Annotated in this window: 15 protein-coding genes and 1 pseudogene; 7 read left to right on the forward strand and 9 right to left on the reverse strand. The window is 48.2% G+C overall.

The annotated features are described in order from the left end of the window. Positions 1-288: 288 nt before the first annotated feature. The 6 genes and pseudogenes from MJO57_RS26435 to MJO57_RS26470 form a co-directional block, all read right to left on the reverse strand. Positions 289-1,245 carry an IS1595 family transposase gene (locus MJO57_RS26435; protein ID WP_252018141.1) on the reverse strand — a complete coding sequence of 319 codons (957 nt, stop codon included), beginning with the start codon at positions 1,243-1,245 and terminating at the stop codon, positions 289-291. Between the two features lie 288 nt (positions 1,246-1,533). Continuing rightward, the gene (locus MJO57_RS26440; protein WP_252020035.1) at positions 1,534-1,746 is read right to left on the reverse strand and encodes a DUF2892 domain-containing protein; all 213 of its coding nucleotides are present in this window, start codon (positions 1,744-1,746) and stop codon (positions 1,534-1,536) included. Between the two features lie 75 nt (positions 1,747-1,821). Then, a pseudogene (locus MJO57_RS33500) lies at positions 1,822-3,248 on the reverse strand (IS4 family transposase). 38 nt (positions 3,249-3,286) lie between these two features. Next, complete coding sequence (locus tag MJO57_RS26460) at positions 3,287-4,537, reverse strand: hypothetical protein (protein WP_252020043.1); 1,251 nt, start codon at positions 4,535-4,537, stop codon at positions 3,287-3,289. A gap of 65 nt (positions 4,538-4,602) precedes the next feature. Continuing rightward, on the reverse strand, positions 4,603-5,430 hold the full coding sequence (locus MJO57_RS26465; protein WP_252020044.1) for an outer membrane lipoprotein-sorting protein: 828 nt from the start codon (positions 5,428-5,430) through the stop codon (positions 4,603-4,605). After that, positions 5,427-7,499: an RND family transporter gene (locus MJO57_RS26470; protein WP_252020046.1), complete on the reverse strand. Its 2,073-nt coding sequence runs from the start codon at positions 7,497-7,499 to the stop codon at positions 5,427-5,429. The genes MJO57_RS26465 and MJO57_RS26470 overlap by 4 nt, the downstream gene beginning before the upstream one ends. 75 nt (positions 7,500-7,574) lie before the next feature. Between MJO57_RS26470 and MJO57_RS26475 the strand changes: the two genes are divergently transcribed. After that, a complete protein-coding gene (locus MJO57_RS26475; protein WP_256491761.1) occupies positions 7,575-8,852 on the forward strand; it encodes an IS4 family transposase in 1,278 nt (425 codons plus the stop codon). Between the two features lie 8 nt (positions 8,853-8,860). On the opposite strand, the gene MJO57_RS26480 is transcribed toward MJO57_RS26475, so the two are convergent. Then, positions 8,861-9,448, reverse strand: a complete 588-nt coding sequence (locus MJO57_RS26480; protein WP_252020047.1) for a hypothetical protein — start codon at positions 9,446-9,448, stop codon at positions 8,861-8,863. A gap of 161 nt (positions 9,449-9,609) precedes the next feature. Between MJO57_RS26480 and MJO57_RS26485 the strand changes: the two genes are divergently transcribed. Then, positions 9,610-9,933, forward strand: coding sequence for an ArsR/SmtB family transcription factor (locus MJO57_RS26485; RefSeq protein ID WP_371924693.1), 324 nt, complete (start codon positions 9,610-9,612; stop codon positions 9,931-9,933). A 62-nt stretch (positions 9,934-9,995) separates the two neighbouring features. On the opposite strand, the gene MJO57_RS26490 is transcribed toward MJO57_RS26485, so the two are convergent. Continuing rightward, a complete protein-coding gene (locus tag MJO57_RS26490; protein WP_252020048.1) occupies positions 9,996-12,023 on the reverse strand; it encodes a hypothetical protein in 2,028 nt (675 codons plus the stop codon). On the opposite strand from MJO57_RS26490, the gene MJO57_RS26495 reads away from it, so the two are divergent. Together MJO57_RS26495 and MJO57_RS26500 are read left to right on the forward strand one after the other, a co-directional pair. After that, positions 12,010-12,639 carry a transposase gene (locus MJO57_RS26495; protein WP_252020049.1) on the forward strand — a complete coding sequence of 210 codons (630 nt, stop codon included), beginning with the start codon at positions 12,010-12,012 and terminating at the stop codon, positions 12,637-12,639. The genes MJO57_RS26490 and MJO57_RS26495 overlap by 14 nt on opposite strands. Continuing rightward, on the forward strand, positions 12,615-13,526 hold the full coding sequence (locus tag MJO57_RS26500; protein WP_252020050.1) for a transposase: 912 nt from the start codon (positions 12,615-12,617) through the stop codon (positions 13,524-13,526). The genes MJO57_RS26495 and MJO57_RS26500 overlap by 25 nt, the downstream gene beginning before the upstream one ends. 311 nt (positions 13,527-13,837) lie before the next feature. On the opposite strand, the gene MJO57_RS26505 is transcribed toward MJO57_RS26500, so the two are convergent. Beyond that, on the reverse strand, positions 13,838-15,199 hold the full coding sequence (locus MJO57_RS26505; RefSeq protein WP_252017318.1) for an ISNCY family transposase: 1,362 nt from the start codon (positions 15,197-15,199) through the stop codon (positions 13,838-13,840). A gap of 1,236 nt (positions 15,200-16,435) precedes the next feature. Between MJO57_RS26505 and rsmA the strand changes: the two genes are divergently transcribed. The 3 genes from rsmA (at position 16,436) to MJO57_RS26520 (ending at position 19,491) form a co-directional block, all read left to right on the forward strand. Further along, complete coding sequence (rsmA, locus tag MJO57_RS26510; RefSeq protein WP_252020051.1) at positions 16,436-17,236, forward strand: 16S rRNA (adenine(1518)-N(6)/adenine(1519)-N(6))-dimethyltransferase RsmA; 801 nt, start codon at positions 16,436-16,438, stop codon at positions 17,234-17,236. 66 nt (positions 17,237-17,302) lie between these two features. Then, on the forward strand, positions 17,303-18,106 hold the full coding sequence (locus tag MJO57_RS26515) for a symmetrical bis(5'-nucleosyl)-tetraphosphatase (RefSeq protein ID WP_252020052.1): 804 nt from the start codon (positions 17,303-17,305) through the stop codon (positions 18,104-18,106). A gap of 164 nt (positions 18,107-18,270) precedes the next feature. Continuing rightward, positions 18,271-19,491: a type II secretion system F family protein gene (locus MJO57_RS26520; RefSeq protein ID WP_252020053.1), complete on the forward strand. Its 1,221-nt coding sequence runs from the start codon at positions 18,271-18,273 to the stop codon at positions 19,489-19,491. Positions 19,492-19,620 lie beyond the last annotated feature (129 nt).

Raw genomic sequence — 19,620 nt, forward strand, 5'->3', positions numbered from 1 at the left:
TATACAGAGCATCAAAAGTAAACCTGATTACCACTGATCGTACGTCATGACACAGGGAAAGATAATTTAAGAATATACGTGCAGCTTTTCATTCTTTATGTCTATAACCCGGTAAAGAAATAATAGAACCTCTCCAGTATTACCGGTGGAGCAGGCATCATGACGGCTTGTTCTCCAGATTATCAACTAAATTCGGTTTCATAACCGCTCCGAACAAGCAAAGACCCACATCATCATTCGAAATAATGATATTAATACGTCAACTGACTTTCAATTATCGGTTGATGGCTAACCCGGTTTCCACTGGACGTCTGGCAGTTTGAGAAGTCGATCCGGCATCGGTGCTGTATTGACTGCAGCCCGACCTAGCCTTGAGATCATTGAAGGCATATCAAAACGCCGGTTAAACCGATAGTTGAACTCTGATAGATAACGGCCCAGATGCTTGGGGTCGAGCTTATGGTAAGTACCGGTAATCGCTGTTTTCACGTTTCCCAGCATGGTATTTACCCAGGTGAACAACTCATTCTCCATGGATGCATGCCCACCACCGGTAATGATGGCTGTGTGCTGGCATCCGGCATCTTCAATACCCCGGAAACAGGACAAGCCATCGCTGACGGCCCGGACACCCTTTTTCAGGGCATGTTCTGCCCACTCCTGAATGGTTTTTCGCCGGAAGTTATCAACGGCATTGAACTTCATGTAGATAGGGTGGTTATCAGCATCTGTCTGAACTGCGGCCACGAAGGGGGCTTTGTTCTCTGAGCCTCTGCCCCGGCGGCCTCTGTGGCGCTCTCCGCCCCAATAGGCGTCATCAATCTGAACAAAACCACTCAACTGCCAGCTGTTATCTCTTTCCATCATGACCTGCATGAGTTTGTGTTTCATGCGCAATGCGGCATTGTAGGAAATGCCAAGTTGTCGATGAAGCGTCAGGCAAGAAATCCCCGCTTTATTCTGGGTGACGAGATAGATACCCAGAAACCAGGTAGCTAGAGGCAGCTTTGTTGAGTCAAAGATAGTGTTACTGGTAAGCGAGGTTTGGCAACGGCAGCAATTGCACTGGAATTCAGCTTTCCGGTGAAGCTTGCAGAAACTGCGGGAGCCACACTTCGGGCATTGGAAGCCATCTGGCCAGCGCCAAGAGGACAGCGCGTTCTCACACTGCTCTTCACTGCCGTAATTAGCCAGAAATTGCATAATGCCAAGGCCTTTTTGGAACTGAATGGTGTTTTTACACATCAGTTTTACCTCCAAAACACATGACTATCGACGTTTATTATAGCAGCTGGCTCACGACGTAGGGTCGGTGGTAATCAGGAAACTGTTTGACTCATCACATAGCCTACTTCTACGGGGATTATACTTTTCGAAAACAGTTATGCTGGATCGGTAGCGCGGGGGCATGAACAATAAACTGATAGCTACCCAGATAGAATAACGGTTAGGCGGCAGCTCACATTTTATTTGGAAACAGAGATTGAAAGCATAGAGATGCCCCACACAGATCTGCAAGGCAGCGGGCATGAATCAGACTTGTCCGGCACATTGGCGTTCGGTTTTCAGCCCAAGTTTTTTGAATACCATGGCTGCAGGACAAAAGCCGCTGAAACCAAACTGGAACAAGTTAGCACCGATAAATACGGTGAACCAGACAAAACCCGGATGCACCCAGTGTGTCAGTGCCAGAGATAGCAGCACCATAAATCCGGCAAAGGAATAAACCGCTCTTTCGACCGTCATTGTTGTTCTCCTGTTGTGTTATTTTTGTTGACTATTGATATCAAAAACTGAACCTGGCTCTGACCTGACTCTTGATCACATCTCTCCAGCGCTGAACTGCCGGGCTATCTGCCAGGTTTTTACCCGATCCTGCAATTTCGCCCAGCCTTCCCATACCACTAACCAGCCGGGCTGCCCTGTATGCTTTGAATCACCCCAACCACCAAGCCGAGCAATCGTTTGAAGCAGCCAAGTGACTGTTGGCGGCTTATCGGGCAACGCTTTTTTTTCATAGGTTAGCCAGAGAACCTGCCATTCATCATCACTGACCACCTCATTCGCGAGTGTTTTTTCACTCCAAAGCTTTCTGTCTTTGTGCTGCCTGTCATTCGGTAACATTAATGCTTCACGGATTTGCATTAGTCTGACAGCGACAAACATTAATATGACCGCAAGTCGTTCAATGTTATCCGGAGATTGCAGACGAAGCCTTTCTACTCCTGCTCCCGATTTCCAAGCCTTATGGAACTCTTCTATTCGTCATCGGAGCTCGTAAAATCGAATGATAGAGCGACAGTCTTCGAATGTTTCAATATCTTCAGTTGTCAATAGTACCCAGTGCAAACGGTCTTCGGAGTCATTGCCAATCTCTTCAGCCGACACAATATTCATAGTTACCGGTTCCGGCCTGCCGCCTGGCCTTTGCGGCGCCTGTATTGTCATCTTCTTTTTTTGACCTGCAGCGTTGCCTTTCGCTTCTTTCTACCTCCTTTTTGAGGAACCACTATCGTATATTTCCCCAACACTTCAGTCTGAGCTAAGGAATCAAATAATAAGAGTTCGCCATCCACCAGGATTCTGTTTTGTGTAGCTCTTACAACAAACCGCTGTCGGTTATCCAGTTTGTAGTGCATATATTCGTATATATCCGCCTCCCGGTCGCAAACACTGATGATGTCAGGCATTTTACCCCCCATCCTTTGTTCTGTGTTTTCAGAGGCTCTTTGCCACTTAAAGCTTTCCTTTCCCTCGTAAGGTAGCTGACGACGTTGGTTCTTTTTCCCCCGCTGAACGTCCTCTCTAACCCATCGTTCTTGATCAATAAGCCCAATGCTTCGCTCTGTATCCGCATCAACCAAGAAGACAGAGTGGACGTGGAATCCTCTGGTTTTAGAGCCTTCAGGACCTCCAAGATCACCAAGCTCGGATCTGACAGCATGTTTATAACCCAGGGTTGTTGTATCTTCGAGAGCCAGAAGTAGGCGAGACTGTCTCGCTATTTTGGCAGTTGCCTGAAAGCCTGCCTCAGCTATTGCTTCAGGCTTTACGGCCTCATTCTCAATCAGCCGGTAAGCTCCAGTTACCAGTGCGGTATAACCTTCGCATGAAGATGACAAAGAATTACCGGTATGAGCTGAAAGCTCGGCAGCAACTTTGACAAGTCGTTTTGTACGTCGAGTATCGCCCAAATCAGCACATCCAAAAGTTAGTTCTGACCATGGTTTAGGAGAAAGTGGAAGCATGACCTGTTTTATCAGTGAGAAATGATAGAACAAGGTAGCTATTTGTGATCAAGAGACAGGGCTCTGACCCAGGCATTACTGTTGTTTTCATGCTGACCAAAAAAACTGTATTCACGGTTGCCACAAAAAAGATTAGCTCCGGTGGCTACGGTCCATTGGTCGTTAACCCGGTATGTCACACTGGGTCGTATATAAGCATCCTCATCACTGGGCGACCAGAATGAAAACAGTGACCAGTTCAGCTTCTGTTGCATCGTCAACCACGTCAGTCTAAGGGTGAGCAGTTGGCGGTATTCATCCTGAGAATACTCAGGAGAGGCGGCATTTAACTGTTGTGAGTCATAATCGGCAGTCCACTCCAGATAATACTGAACCGCTGCCGTTAAGTTGTTAGCCATTTCCCGTTCATATCCCAACAGCCCTCGCAGCTGCGAATTCGGAATATTGGGATCGGTACCATCACGATCATCTTCACTGTCATACCAGGAGAATTCGGCATTAAACAGCCCGCTGGAGACAGGCATCCGAACGCTGCCTCCCCAGCCGTTCAATCCGGGATAAAACATTTGCCCCTGATTGCTTATTCCCTGTGGTGTTGGCCAGTAACCTGAGTAACCGTAGAGCGCATACTCTACCCCTTTATGGTTGGTTGCCAGTCGGGTTGAGAGTGTGCTGCCTGTTGGCTCATCAGGATTGAGTATCGGATCAGGAGCTACAGTCGTTCCTGCACCGGGCGAGAAGAAAGAGAAACGCTCTCCGGTCAGGCTGTTGTCTGGCTCAAACTCAGGTGTCCACACCAGGTCAAAGCTAAAATACTCGGCAAACAAACTGGCCTTGAGACTGTCAGAGGGGGCTTTGAGATACTCATCATCACGACCTGAAAAAAATGATTGCCAATCTTTTGGAAAAAGATCATTCAAGAACAAGTAATCCCCGATGCCCCAGGTAACAACCTGCCGACCGGCTTTAATATCCAGCTGATCCAAAGGGCTAAAGGACAGCGCCATTTCCCGAATGGTCCACTCTGTATCATTCGCCACGTCATCGAAAAGTGTTTCAGTCTGCATATCCAGTCGCCAATTATCGGCGACGTAATCTAACGACAGTCGACCGCGTATTTCACTTAAGGTTGATGATTGATTAGTCGCTGGGTCGTCCCCGGTTCGACGACCATAACCGGCTTCTGCAAAGCCTCTGAATACCCATGGAGAAGGTGGTGCTTCTTGCCACTCGCCTCCCCAGCTATCATCATCCCAACCATCGTCAGACCATTCATCCGTCGCCTGCACAGGCGAGATTGCCAATATTGCAGCCAACAAGGGAATATATAATCCGGACCAGTGGCGCCTCATGATTATTTACCCCTTAGCCAGCGGGTTGGCGGTGTGCGCAGGCTGCGTTCGCTGAAAATAGTTGCGGGCAGTCCAAGGTCATATCGTATGCCTCGCATTTGCATAACAGTGGTGCTGCCACGTTCCAGATCGCTGATGGTCGCCTGCAGCACAGTCGGAAAGCCCTGCATGTCCTCTATCTTGTCCACTTCCATGCGACGATAGACGCTACCCTGCTGATTGGTGTACTCCACTTTCATGGGCAACAATGTACTTCGGTCGATCCAGCTAATGTAATGAGCAAACTCAACGGCACCAGCATCTTTTGGCTGGCTGTGCAAAACGTACTGGTTTGCTGTCGTCTCTTTTAACTGATGGATATCTGCCTGAGGGTCACGACCGGAAACATCCTCATAGAAAAAATCAGAACCAACAAAGGAAGTTCGCTGATCACCGGATGAAATACGTTTCACCAGATCAAGGGCTGGAAGGTAAAGCCAGCGATCATCGTCGGCTCCCGGCTGGCGCACCACACGAAATACCGTGCCACTGACATCACTGGGGCGACTGAAAAACACCATCATATCCTGGCGACCGCCACGCTCCTGATTCAGTCGCAAAATGGTGAACTGACGCAGCTGTTGCCTGCCCTGATTGTCCGTAATTTTCATTCGTGCTTCAGCCCGGCCGTCGTTACCGGCATAAAACGAAACCAGGTTCGCCTGCCGTACAATCTCGTTAGCATCAGTTAAAGCAGTTGAAGCCATGACGGGGAATGCACTCATAGCCAATATTGCTGCACAGGTGGCTCCAATCAGTGCTTTCTTGATGTTATTGATCGCATTTTTCATGAGAGAACCTCGCGTTTCTCAGCGTTGTTCGGAGTTCCTTTTACCGGTTTATTGAATAGAAAAACATGACCGGTTTTTAGCAAGGCGGGTAACAGCAGGAGTGTTACCAGTGCCGATGCCGCCATAATACTGGCGAGGAATACGCCCACCGTAATGTACGGCACCAGCGGTGCAAACAGCAGCGGTGTGAAACCGGCGGCAATCACAATGGCGTTGCGCGTAATGGCTCGGCCGGGCTCCTGAAACATTTCGGACAGTGTTTCTGTGACAGAGCCGGTCTCTTTATAAATCTCCCGGCAGCGCTCCAGGAAGTGAATTGCAAAGTCTACGGACAGCCCCAGGGTCAGAGCGGAGAGTACCGCAATAGGCATGTCATAATCTTTGCCCAGCCAACCAATCAGCCCGTAAATAAAGGTGATAGTAAACGTCAACGGAAGTATGGCCAGAATGCCGTATTTAATAGATCGGAAAAGCACGACCATCATGACAAAGACCACAGCAAAGGACGACAACAGACTGTCCAGCATTCCGTTCACCATGGCTTCCTGCCAGACAATGTTCAGATAGGCTTTGCCTGCCCAGCCATAATTCAACCCGTCTGGTAGCGGATTGTTAGCAATGTACTGCTGCACAAAGTCCACAACCTGCGACATATGCTGATTATCACCACTGGTCAGCTGCAGCCACATCAGACTGCGGCGATAGTCCGGGGTGACAAAATGCCAGAGGTCTTGTGGACGATGAGAGGATTGGTACTGTAGCAATGTCTGGGCAACGCCCGCTGATGTATCAGGGATGACAAAATCATCAGGTTCGCCACTTTGCAGTTCCCGGTTAACGGTTTTAACGATGTCGGGTAAGCCATTAACCTTGCCAACCAGGCCGCTGTCGACCAGTGCGTTCTGTAGACCTGTCATCCAATTCAACACAGCCGGTGACTGAAAGGACTTCAGTGATAGTTGCGTCTGCTCCGTTAAGGAAAGCTGTCGTTCAAGCCAGAGAGCTTCCCGAGCACTCGCTTCAAAGAGGCGGTCATCAAGATCAATCAACAAGTCGGAAAGCGCTGCTGAAAAATCATTACTTTCAGACATTATAAAAGCGGGTAACTCAATACCATCGGCTTTGGCTTCTTGAGCGATCTGGTTGAAAGAAGTAGCGAATTGCGTCTGAGGTGCCTGATCTTCACTGGGTTCCAACACAAGCCATGCGTCGTACGTGCCAGCAAAGTGGTCATTGAGTATCCGGTCGGCAACACGGATCTCATGATTGGCTTTGAACCAGTTAACCGGGTTGTCGTTGATCTGAATTTTGGTAATGCCCTGTACGCTCACTGCAAACAGAACCAGAAATGAGATCAGCACCCAACGGGATCGCCCAACGGCCAGATTGCCCAACTTCGGTAGCCAACGCTGTATACGCCCACCGTCCTCTGAGCGGTGCAGGGCCGCTTGCATGGAAGCCAGTGCATCCGGTTTCATTCTGGAGACATAGGCTGGAATAAACAGGATGGTCAGCAGGAATGCCAGAAAAATACCAAAACCAATGAAAGCTCCAAAAATCTGAACGGGTGGGATTGGAGTTAACATTAACGACAGAAAGCCAACGGCAGATGTGATGGAGGTGTATAACATCGGTGTAAACAGATGACCTACCACCTGCTTAATTACCGCCTTTGGCTTTTCTCCAGGACGAAAGCGATCGGCGAATTCCGACAAAATATGAGTGGAGTCCACCACCGCAATAGGCATCAGGAAAATAGCGATCATGGACGACATGATATGCACGGTAAAACCCATCCCGATCAGTAATCCCATAACGATCAGAACCGTCGACATGGCAACGATCATGGGAGCAATGACCAGGGGAATACTACGGAAAAACCACCACATAAGCAGGAATATGGCCAATCCCGCCAGTGGTGCAGAAATGCCCATCTGAATAAACATCTCGATGCCAAACTGATCTTCCGCCACTGGCAGGCCGGTAATCAGATAGCGGTCATTCTTAGGGTAGACATTAAGCTCAAAAAAGGTTCGTTTCCGGCGGCAGAACCCACCTTGAACAGCCACAATAAAGCTTCGAAACCATTATCAATGGCTGAACAAGATGAGTACTGCAAATAGTAGATTAGTTGAAAAAAACTGTTGACCTGTTTCGACCGGTCAGAACTCCTAAGTATGGCGGAACAGCTTGGTTTTACTATACGACAGCGAGATATCCGTCCTTTGGATTTTATCCTCTCACTGATCGATGCCCTCGCTGGTGATGGAAACTGCGATACCCAGGCGGATCTACACCGTAAATTTAACGAGTTGACGGGGCTGAATGTCTCTTATCGTTCTTGGGCAAATCAAGCTAAAAAGGACGCGCTGCCTACTCTTATCCTGTGGCTATGGGTGCAGTGTCTGGAAATATTTTCCCGCAAAGTCATGGCGTTTGATGAAGACAGTCCATTTTCAGAGTTTGAGCACATTCTGATTCAGGACGGTTCGTCACAAGCTGTCTATGATGCCCTGAAAGAAGCATTTCCCGGCAGGTTCTCAACGGTCAGTCCTGCTGCCGTCGAGCTTCATACGACAATGGATCTTCTCACCAACAACCTGGTGCGGGTGCAGCTGACTGAAGATACCCGTTCAGAAAGAGACTGTCTGCCACCACTGCCAACATCCATGGCCTATATCCTGATGCTAATGGATGCCGGTTATTTTGAGCTGGAACTCTTTGCCGCTATTGATGACAGGGAGGGTTCTTTTATCTGCAAGGCACCTCAGAGTATCAACCCGACGATACTCAGCGCGGTACGGGAGGATGGCAAGAATCTCAATCGCTACAAAGGACAAAAACTGAAGGATGTACTGTCTGGCTTCCCCAAAGACCAGTGCCTCGACCTGGATGTAGAATGGCCGGGATTCAAAGCCTGGCCATTCCGCTTGGTTGTCCGCTGGAATGACAAAAAACAGAAGTGGGTTTTCGTTGTGACCAACCTGAACCGGGTGGAGTTCACCTTGAGTGATGTGCTCCAGGCCTATCGTCTACGGTGGCAGATAGAGCTGATTTTCAAAGAGATCAAATCCTATTCAGGGTGGCATCGTTTTAACACCAAATCAGCGACACTGGTGTTTAGCCTGATTCTGATGTCCTTTGTGGTTGTGACGTTGAAAAGGTACCTTGCCCATGCTGCACAGGCGAACCTCTGTGAAAGTGGGAGCATTGAGGAAATCTCGACGCACAAGGTGATGAAAAGTGGGACTCACCTGTTTGGTAATGTGATTTCATCGTTGATGAATGCAGGAAAGTCATTGGTCTCATGCATTAAAAAGCTACTGGACTTCTGGGGAAATAATGCGAAACGAGAACACCCTGCACGGGATGGTTGTTCAGGGCGTACAAGATTAGGCTTCTGTGCAGTGGGTGGAGCTTAATGTCTACCTTAAGAGCGGTCATTACTTTCAAGCCCATCTGCAATGGCTCGAATAGCTTCTGCCGTTGAATAGCTGATGTCCTTGGATGTCAGAGGAACATAAATAGCCGCCGCTTTACCGTCGCCGGATACAACCGTGTTATTGAGCATCGGCAACCGCTCAATCGCCAGACGAATACCCTCTGCAGCCTGCTGAGTGCCAGGGGCTTCTTTCATTAACCATTCAAACCGGATGGTGCCCGGTGATTCCTGAAAGATATTATCAACGGTATTCAGACTCATCAGGTCCTGACGTACAACACCATCAAGTGCAAGAATCTGCTCAGATAGCTGGTTTAATGCCTTTAGCGACGATGGTGTATAGATGCTGGTTTCACTCACCGCACCTACCACAATCATGTCCCGCATGGCGAATTGTTGTTTTACTTCGTTGTGGAATACGCGGGCTGGGTCATCTGACACCAGCATATTTTCCGGATCAGTATCAATGGTGAGAAATGGGATCATGGCTGTGCACATTAAAACTAATGTCAGCATCAAGCCGTAGACTTTTCGAGGATGCTCAAGAGCAAACCGTAGGGCAGCGTTTTTTATCATGATTCTTATATAAGGTTATTATAATTGAGCAGATGCTATATTAGATTTTATTTATTTACAACATTCTTATATAGTTGATGAAAATATGACATAACTGGACAATAAACGTCAGAAGTCATAGCTTGAGCACCTTAAAATAAGAAATGTTTGTGGAGAGTTGGATGGCTAAAAAAAAGCTTGCCCCTGTTGGCGTTGATATAAAAACCATGCGTAAGAAAATGCACAACGTCATGCCCCTGCTAAAAGCCATCAGCAACGAAAGTCGCCTATTGATCCTCTGTCACCTTGGGCAGGGTGAATTATCAGTTACCGAACTCTGGGAGCGTTTTGACTTGAGCCAGTCTGCACTGTCCCAGCATTTGGCCAAATTACGGAAGGATGGATTGGTGCATACCCGCAGGGATTCTCAGACCATTTATTACTCGCTGGCCAGTCCTGAAGCTGCCCGACTAATTGAGTTTCTACATAGCGAGTACTGCAAATAGTCACGCCTGAGAAAAAGCAGATCACCTGCCGAAAGGTTTAAAATACATGACGTCTTCTACCTTCAAAGGCGCATTTGCAATACCAATTCGCATGGCTGGTTTTTTTTATCATTGCCACGCTTGATAAAGTTGTAATAGGTGCGGTGGATGACGAGCAGTTTTTCGATCATGCCACTATTGTATGGTGCTTTACCAGTCCATGCCCGGCCCTCATTGGTCTCTTTTGAGATAGGCCTCTCTAAATACGACACTGAGCGACGCGTAGCATTGAACAAACTATCTACAGCCAGCAGAGAGCTAAAAAGGTGCAGCCATGCCAATTTTTTTCTGCTGGGCGGTTTGGGTATTTCAATAAGCCGGGAGGACTTAAAGGGCTGAGTTATCTCATGAAAAGGACTGTCGAGCCACATTGTCAGGTCATCAGCCATTAGAGTTTCCAAGTGTGCCGCTTTAATTTTGTAGGCTGCTTCCGGCCCAAGAGGATCGTCAGAGCCAGCCAGATCGTAGAGCAACTGTGCGGCTTCGGCCACAAGATTAAGCCGCGTATCATTACCCAGACCCTTCTTTATTTTCACAAAAAATCCAATTACATCGCCTTTCAGCATTCGGTCGCCAAAGGCTGAAACCAATGCTCGTTTGATGCCGACATCTCGATCCAGGCTAAATTGAATAAACTTGGCCTCTTTAAACAGATCCTTCAAGTAAAGAAAATGGCCAATTAACGTATACTGGTTATGCACCTGCACGCCATTATCAGGCAGTTTTTGATCAGAAGTCATATCCTCACCAGCAAAAGGCTCATCCGCTTCTTGTCCGGAATGCCTTTGATGTTTTGCTGCGCTACGGCGAACGGCTGCTAATCTGGCCTCGTCATAATCTATTTGTAGCCAGTACTGGGCATACTCACGAGCCCACTTTGGTTTTTCTTGATCGCCGCATTCTGTAGCCAGCTGTTCAATTTCTTCCTGTTTCACCCGACTGTCAAAGCTTAGATTCATCGCGAAGCAGTACCTGCTTCTGTTGTCCACGGATGTGGTTGCTGGAATAATCGTCAAACGTCGGTCTTTTCGATTTGACCAATTTACTGTGTACAGCTGCTGGTCAGCCGCCACATTGAGTTTTTTCCCTCTAATGGCGTTTTTTAATTGTCTCTCGCGATGTGCGGTGAACATCCGACACTGCTCATAAATCCGGTCAATAGCGTGGTACACGCCTTGTGGAGTAATGTCATTAATACGGGCAATGGCCTGAATATGAGATTGATTAATGAGAAGTCTGAAGATCCCCAAATCTTTGTATGTATTGGTTCGGGACTCCCTGCGACTGTGGTCCGATACAGTGATGGACTTCCCGCAGATTTTGCAACTTAACCGCTGGCGCCCCTGTTCAGATGCTCCCCGACGATAATATCTTTCGGGGTTCGTTTGAAATGCAAAATGGTGGTTTTCACATGCTTCTATTGGGCAGAAAGTTCTTCCCGGCCTGTCCAGTTCGTCTTTGATTCGTCGATATTCTCCCCAAGCAGCAAGGTTAGACACCACAGTGGTGCTCGTGCCGCATACTTTGCAAGTAAGCACCCGATTTTTCTGCGGCCCGGATATTCGATAGCTATCTGAGGTGTTACGTCTGCTTTTTTCTGGATCGGGGATTACTGTAGGCTGAAGAAAATTAGAGCAAACCGGATTAGTACAACAGTTGACTTGTAGGTCTGATTCCGGGAGCGCAACCCTTGGTAAATTATACGCAAAAGAATTCTTAGGCACTGAACAACACCCTGTCTGACTGGAAATCCCTTTGATTTCAGTCTTGCAGGGTATATTAGATTTTGCTTTTGCACTAATTAAATGAATGGCTAGAGCCTCCAGCTGTCTCTCATACATCTTGGCCGTTTGACCGTCAATACCTGTAGCACCGTCCTTACGGGTCAGTTGATAAGCCTGTAAAAGCCAGTTGTAGTCCATGTAATGATTGAGCGAAGTAAACGCCATGGCTGGATTGTCCCTAGGAGGCTGTCCGAGAATAGCCTGATTAAGTATAATCAGGCATCTTCTGCCCACTTTGTTGTTGCCGAAACGGATGTCATCAATCAAATTCAAAGATAACCCTGCTGATTTTGACCAGCACCTGATGTTCCCATCGAACATCTTCGACCTGCTGCCACCAGATCATGATTGCTTCGTTTTTGAAGATATCTTCAAGCATATCGACACCTCTGAAGTGGAAAAGCAGTATCACCATCTTGGCCAGAATGCCTACCACCCACGACTGATTATATCGATCCTGATCTATGCCTATAGCCATGGTGTGTTCAGCTCCAGGGAGATTGAACGGCGCTGCAATCAGGACTTGGCTTTCATGTATATCGCCAAACAGCACTGCCCAAATTTCCGGGTGCTCAGTGACTTTCGTAAAAACCAGGCCACCTTTTTTAAAAGCAGTTTCAAACAGAGCGTGCTGCTCGCCCGGGAACTACAGATGGCCTCGCTGGGCCACATCGCTCTTGATGGTTCCAAATTCAAAGCCGACTCATCAAAGCATAAGGCCATGAGCTACGCACGACTTAAGGCCAAAGAAGCTGAATTAATGGCTGAAGTTGAGGCCCTGATTAAAAAGCCGAAACCAGTGACAGTGAAGAGGACGATGCTTATCAGCAGGAGACTGGCTACAGCATTCCTGAAGACTTGCAATTCAAGCAGGAACGGTTAGAGAAAATCCAGGAGGCCAAAAAAGCGCTTGAAGAACGGGAACAGGCCCTGAATCCCGATAAGCCGATAGACGACAAAAAGCAAATCAGCTTTGCTGATCATGATGCCAGGATCATGGGTAAAAAAGGCAGTGGCTATCAGTACAGTTATAACGCCCAGATCAGCGTCGACAGCGATAATGGTATCATTGTTGGCCAGCACATCAGCCAGCATGCCAATGACAAGCAGGAAGTAAAGCCTGCACTTGAAGCCATTGCAGAAGCAACAGATAACGCGTCCATTGGCAAAATGAGTGAGGATAATGGCTATTACTCAGGGCCCAACCTGCAAGCGTTTGATGATGCGAACATTGACGCTTACATGGCTACGGATCGACAGGAGAAGCCTGCAACAGAGGGACTGGAAGACTCTGACAGAAAGTTTGTCAAAGCGGATTTTATTTACCATGAAGCAGACGACAGCTTTACCTGCCCTGCCGGTGAGAAGCTGATTTATAACACGGCTAGCAAAGCAAAACACAAAAGCTACCGCGTCAGTAAAGATATCTGCCGGGATTGCCCGTTACGTAAAAGGTGCAGTGGTGACAACAAAGACCCGGGGAAAGTGATTCGCACAGACCGCCACGAAGCCATACGCCAGGCGATGAACCGCAAAATGGAAACCAAAGAGGCCAAAGCGGTTTATGAGCGTCGCAAGGTGATTGCGGAACCGCCTTTTGGCCAAATCAAGAACTCAGGATTCAGAGGGTTCAGTGTCCGGGGTAAGGAAAAAGTGGCTGGAGAATTTTCACTGGTCTGCAGTGCTTATAATTTCAAAAAAATTGTCAAATCGGTTTCAACGGGATCAATCCGTCTTGAAGAAGCAAAAAGGCTTAAAATGGCAGCATAAAGGCAAGCAAAAGGGTAAAAAACGCAATTTTTACCCCAAAACAGGCTAAATTTAGGTCAATATTTGATCAGCCAAGAAAATGCTGAAGCTTTCGTTTTTTCAATAGCTAGTTCTCGTCCAAAAACGCATCAGGCAATCATAATTAGATTGTACGTGCGTTTTGATATTTCCTGAAATTCCAGAGAGCCGCAAAAACTCTTCCCTTTTTTTCTCTAATCTGGGACGGATATTGGAGAAAAACGCGAAAAGCAGGCAGAAAACATCCTCCCACCATGCTGGAAAGGTACTTTCATGTAGCGTGGAGGTGGCTATCAGGATGGTGCCGGGTGTCTGGCCAGAATCACCAGGTTGTAACAGACCACCGATAACCAGCAATGAGAATCAAAACGCTCAGAACCCTTGCAGTGGCAACGTGATAGCCCAAAACATCTCTTTAGCCACGAAATTCCCGCTTCAATACCTGCCCGGAAGCGAAAGAGCGTTTTATACACATACTGACTTTTAGTCATCTCTTCGACTTCAAGTCCGCGCTTCTTATTAAAAGCTACATCGCTGATTCCCATGGCCTTGGCTTTTTCCAAATTAGCGCGACACGCGTATCCGCCGTCACCGCTTGTCTGGCGAGGTACACGACCATAAATTTCTTTTTGTCTTTCCATCATCGGAATGAATTGGTCCGAATCCGCTGGGTTACCTTCCTCAATAACCAGGTCCAGGATCAATCGACTTTTTCCCTGAACCAGGTTCAGTTTATGGCCATACTGTACTTGCCGCCTGTCTTTTACGATGATATCCGTATGGGGTTCATACAGGCTAACCACTTTTTCCTGGGCTGGCACCTTTTCACCCTTAAAGACCCTGCGCTCTGTCTGGGAGACTATTGCATCCACCAGGGGTAACAGGTGATCCACATCGGCCTGCCACTTGTCGGCATCATCAGCCAGGAGACACTGCCCCTGCTGACGGGCGTTTGCTAGCGTGACAGTAGCTTCGATAAGTACCTTCCGGGATTTTCGGGTCAACTGCAGCAGTTTTTTATAATGCTGATGCCGCTCTTCTTTGCCAGCGTAGATGCATTTTCTGGCCGCATCTTTTACGGCTCGGTTGTGATGGGTATATTCATAAAGCGGTGTCGCTGTCAGTGTTTGTCCCCGTTCCAGCAGCCGACAAATTTCTTTAACGGAACTGGCTAAAAGATCACTGTCGCAAGGAGGTTTGATATCCGATTCGGTGACTGTGCTGTCAATAGCCACAGTGCGCCCTTTTTCAATACCCTGATCTTTAGCGGTCATTAGCTGACAGTTATTAATCCGTTCCCATGTAGATGCAGTAAGAAGGCTGATGAGCCCATGCAAACTGGAGCGACTGGGGCGCTGGTTTGGTTCGAGGCGACAAAAGTCTCGAAAGAGCATGGAGTCCATCAAAACAAACGACAAGTAGTCATAATCACAATTCAAATACTGTTTCAGGAGTGCCGCACGAAGAACGGATTCTGCTGATAGTCCGTTCCGCCCAGTGTTCTGTTTATCACCAGAACTTAAGTCCTCATAAATCCAGTCATTGAACTGTGGATGGGCGTCAAGCCATTGCGAGATACCGGAAAGCTGGGAGCAGATTTCATGAGGTACGTAATGGAGTTCCATACTACACTGCGGGTTGCGTTTTTTGCGCATTTGGAGTCCTCTGTTTTTGGCAATCCCTTATGTTTCTTGCTCTTGGGAAGTTTAGTCGCCAGATAGCAGTAGGGCTCCACTTAATTTTTCAGGATAAAATCTACAGTTTTCAATTGGTTGTGTTTTTGGACGAGAACTAGCTAGTTCCCATCCAAAAACTATAGCCCTTGGGCCACGTAGCCTACAGAGATTTGACGTGCTCTGAATTTACAGGAAAATCACATCAACTCCGCTGTAGCCCCCGAAAACTGGTTGAAAAAGGCGTCAAAACAAAACTTGATTTTTTCCCTCTAAGCCTTGGCACGCATAGGCTGCAGAGTTTTTGGACGAGAACTAGCTAGTTCTCGGACAGCCTCCTAGCCAGAGTGGCTATCCGTTTCTGTTTCGTTGACACAAACATAAGGTTTCAATGTACCTCTTGTGTTTCCCATAAACGAGTCAATAACTATGGTGCCCCCTTTCCTCGTCCGGGTCCTCCCGAGCGGAGTTCCCCGTAGTCATCAGTACTATGGGACACTAAGACTTCCAGTACCTACTATCCGGTCACTTATGGATTCGCTTCCGAACTCCTGAGTGTTGCTTCATGTTTTGTCTCATCAGGCCTGAAGCGAAGCCTAACGACACTGGGTCCTGTTCAGCCATAGAACCAATGGCCAGTTAACTCAGGTCAGCACTGGATCTCGCAGGTTCCTGAGAAATCCATCCTGTACCTTTGCCCCGGACTCGGACTCGGACTCCGGCCGGACTGATTATGTCTCACCAATTCGACATTTCAGTGCTGACCCCATACCCTTCAAAATGAAGCCTCCAACAAAGTGTCAATTTCGGAGCTCAATCCCGCGGCTTTAGTACCCGCTGTTTACGCTTCACAACCAGGATTACCCCTGACTATGCAAAAACTCACTTCCGGCTGATGGTTAGTCTCTACCGGGTGGGAGTCGAACCCACTGGATTTCAACGAATGATTTCAGTTCAGAGAATCTCCCACATTCTCAGGCTTAGCCTGTCGCGAGAAGGGCGGAAACTCCGGACTCTGATAGATCGTGCCAAGCACCCTTCGACTCCGCTCAGGGTGAACGGAGATTGTACAAGTCAAACTCATTGAAACCAGGTACTAGGCTTCTGGAAAAAACGGCAGCCGGGGGTTATTATTGCGGGTTTGACCGGTATCCATGTGATCGATTTATCATGGCTGATGGTCATCAACCGTTTCTCCCCGGATGAGCAATACTCTTCATGCCCCAGACTGACGTTCCTTACCATAAGGCCCGCAAACGTTTCGGCCAGAACTTTCTTCACGATCATGGTGTCATCGGTGAGATCGTGGCGTCGATCAACCCAAAACAGGGTGAGCATCTGGTTGAGATTGGACCCGGCCAGGGAGCCCTGACCGCCGACGTTCTTGAACGTGCCGGTGGGCTGGATGTTGTCGAGCTGGACAGGGATCTGATTCCTACTCTGCTCCTGCGCTTTGGCCTGAACCCTAACTTTCATATTCACGAAGCCGATGCCCTGACGTTTGATTTTGCCAGCCTGAAAACCGATGAGCGACCGCTGCGAATCATTGGCAACCTGCCTTACAACATTTCAACCCCACTAATATTTCACCTGTTGAGCTTTGCAAGCATGATTCAGGATATGCATTTCATGCTGCAGAAAGAAGTGGTTCAGCGTCTGGCTGGCGCACCGGGCGAAAAACATTATGGCCGTCTGGGTATCATGGCTCAGTATTACTGCAAGGTAGATTACCTGTTTACGGTAGGCCCCAGCGCCTTTAAACCTGCACCCAAGGTCGACTCCGCCATTGTGCGAATGACCCCGTATCATGAGCTGCCCCACCCCTGCAAAGATATCCGGAAGCTGGAACAGGTGGTACGGGACGCTTTCAGTCAACGTCGTAAAACCATTCGCAATACGCTCAAGCAGCACCTCAAGGCAGAAGAGCTGGCAATGCTTGCCATTGACCCTGCGGCTCGGCCAGAAATACTGACCCTTGCCGATTATGTCCGAATTGCCGACTATTTGATCGATAGATAAGTTAACAACCACATGACCAGGAGACTATTCTCGGACAGCCTCCCGGGGACCGCTCAGGAAAAGCCAATGGCCACTTATGCAGTTGGGGACATTCAGGGTTGCTATGACACTCTGCGTCACCTGTTGGACCAACTCAAGTTTGACCCGAACCAGGATATCCTCTGGGTTGCCGGAGATATGGTCAATCGCGGCCCAAAATCACTGGCAACGGTGCGCTACCTGAAAAGCCTCGGCAATGGCTGTATAGCCGTTCTCGGGAATCACGATCTCCACCTTCTGGCCGTGGCCTGTGGCATTCGCAAGCAGAAAGACAAAGATACCCTGACTGAACTGCTGAAAGCGCCTGATGCTGATGAGTTGCTGCACTGGCTTCGCTTTCGTCCCATGCTACACCATGACGCCCAGCGCAAGATCACTCTGGTTCATGCCGGCATTCCTCCTGTCTGGACCATTGCACAGGCCATTAAGCAAGCTCAGGAGCTGGAGCAGGCTCTGCGGTCTGATGACTATGTGAAATGGCTAAAAAAGATTTTCAAAAGCACCAGACCCCAGCCATGGGATGATGAACTGAAGCTGAAGAAAAAGCTAAGACTCACCGCATCCTACTTTACTCAAATGCGTTTCTGTAATGCCCATGGCTTGCTGGATCTGGAGAGCAAAGGGTCTACTCCCAAAGAAGGCTATGCCCCCTGGTTCAGTTTTTCAGGAAGCCCATGCTATCAAGAGCAGATCATTTTTGGCCACTGGGCAGCACTTGATGGGATCAGTGGTCATGACAATATACACGCCATTGACACTGGCTGCGTCTGGGGCAAAAGCCTGACAGCTATCAATGTGGACAGTCTTGAACGAACCGAAGTCTGCAATTAAAAGCACACCGTCGATTAATGACCAACCGCGTTTGACCGAAACAAACAGTAATCAGTTCTCAATTTCAGGGGATTATCTGTTTTTGTGATCTCCGTGATATAAACTTGGTCAACGTAAACTTATAATCTGCCCATCAGGCAGAACAGCTATGGATCGCGCAAACAATGGCCGCAAAACCAACCAAAATAGTCACATTTGTCTGGCAGGGTAAAGATAAAGCCGGCAAAAAGACGAAAGGGGAAATGCAGAGTTCCAGTGCTGCGCTGGTCAAGGCTGAACTCAGAAAACAGGGTATCCTGGCGACCAAAGTTGCCAAAAAAGGCCCTTCCCTCGGGCTTGGCGGCGGCGGCAAGATCAAGCCCATGGACATAGCCCTTTTCACCCGCCAGTTGGCAACCATGATGAGGGCAGGGGTACCACTGCTTCAGGCCTTTGATATCACGGCCGGTGGTATTGAAAAAGAGAGCATGAGGGATCTGGTTGGCAAGATCAAGAATGAAGTAGCCTCAGGCAGTACGTTTGCCGATTCCCTTAGACATCACCCGGATTATTTTGACGACCTGTACTGCAATCTCGTTGCCTCCGGTGAGCAGTCTGGAGCACTTGAGACACTGCTGGACCGAATCGCTACCTATAAAGAAAAAACCGAAGCCCTCAAGGCAAAAATCAAGAAAGCGATGAACTACCCAATTGCTGTAGTCTGTATTGCGATCATTGTTACCGTCATTCTTCTGGTAAAGGTAGTACCTCAATTTGAAGAGGTTTTTCAGGGCTTTGGTGCTGAGCTCCCCGCGTTTACACAGATCGTCATCAACATATCAGAGATTGTCCAGAATTATTGGCACATCGTCCTGGGAACCTTGGTTATTGGCGGCTTCCTGATAAAACGGACGCTGAAGACATCCAAATCAGCCAGAGACTCTCTGGATCGCCTGGTACTGAAACTGCCAATTATTGGTGAAATACTGGATAAATCAGCCGTTGCCCGCTTTGGCCGGACCCTGTCAACAACCTTTGCTGCAGGGGTTCCTCTGGTGGATGCTCTCGACTCAGTAGCCGGTGCTGCCGGTAATGTAGTTTATGCCAATGCTGCCAGGAAGATCAAAGAAGATGTATCTACCGGTCAGCAACTACAGTTTGCCATGAAAAGTTCAGGGATATTCCCGGCTATGGCTGTACAGATGGTATCGATCGGTGAGGAATCAGGCTCTCTGGATGAGATGCTTGATAAAGTCGCCACTTTCTATGAAGAAGAAGTGGATAATATGGTTGATGGCCTGACCAGCCTTATGGAGCCCATCATCATGTCAGTGTTGGGTGTACTGGTTGGTGGCCTGATTGTTGCAATGTACTTGCCAATCTTCCAGCTGGGCTCGGTTGTTTAAAGAACCTCCTGATCGCCCTTATATCGTTTCAATATCTTAAAATCGGGGCATAAAGCCCCGAAATACAAGAGAACTCTCCCAACTACCTCCGTTTTTTGTTGTTTCATTTTTCCTGATATGGCAAGACTT

Origin of the sequence: Endozoicomonas sp. SCSIO W0465, from assembly GCF_023716865.1 — a bacterium.
Classification (GTDB): domain Bacteria; phylum Pseudomonadota; class Gammaproteobacteria; order Pseudomonadales; family Endozoicomonadaceae; genus Endozoicomonas.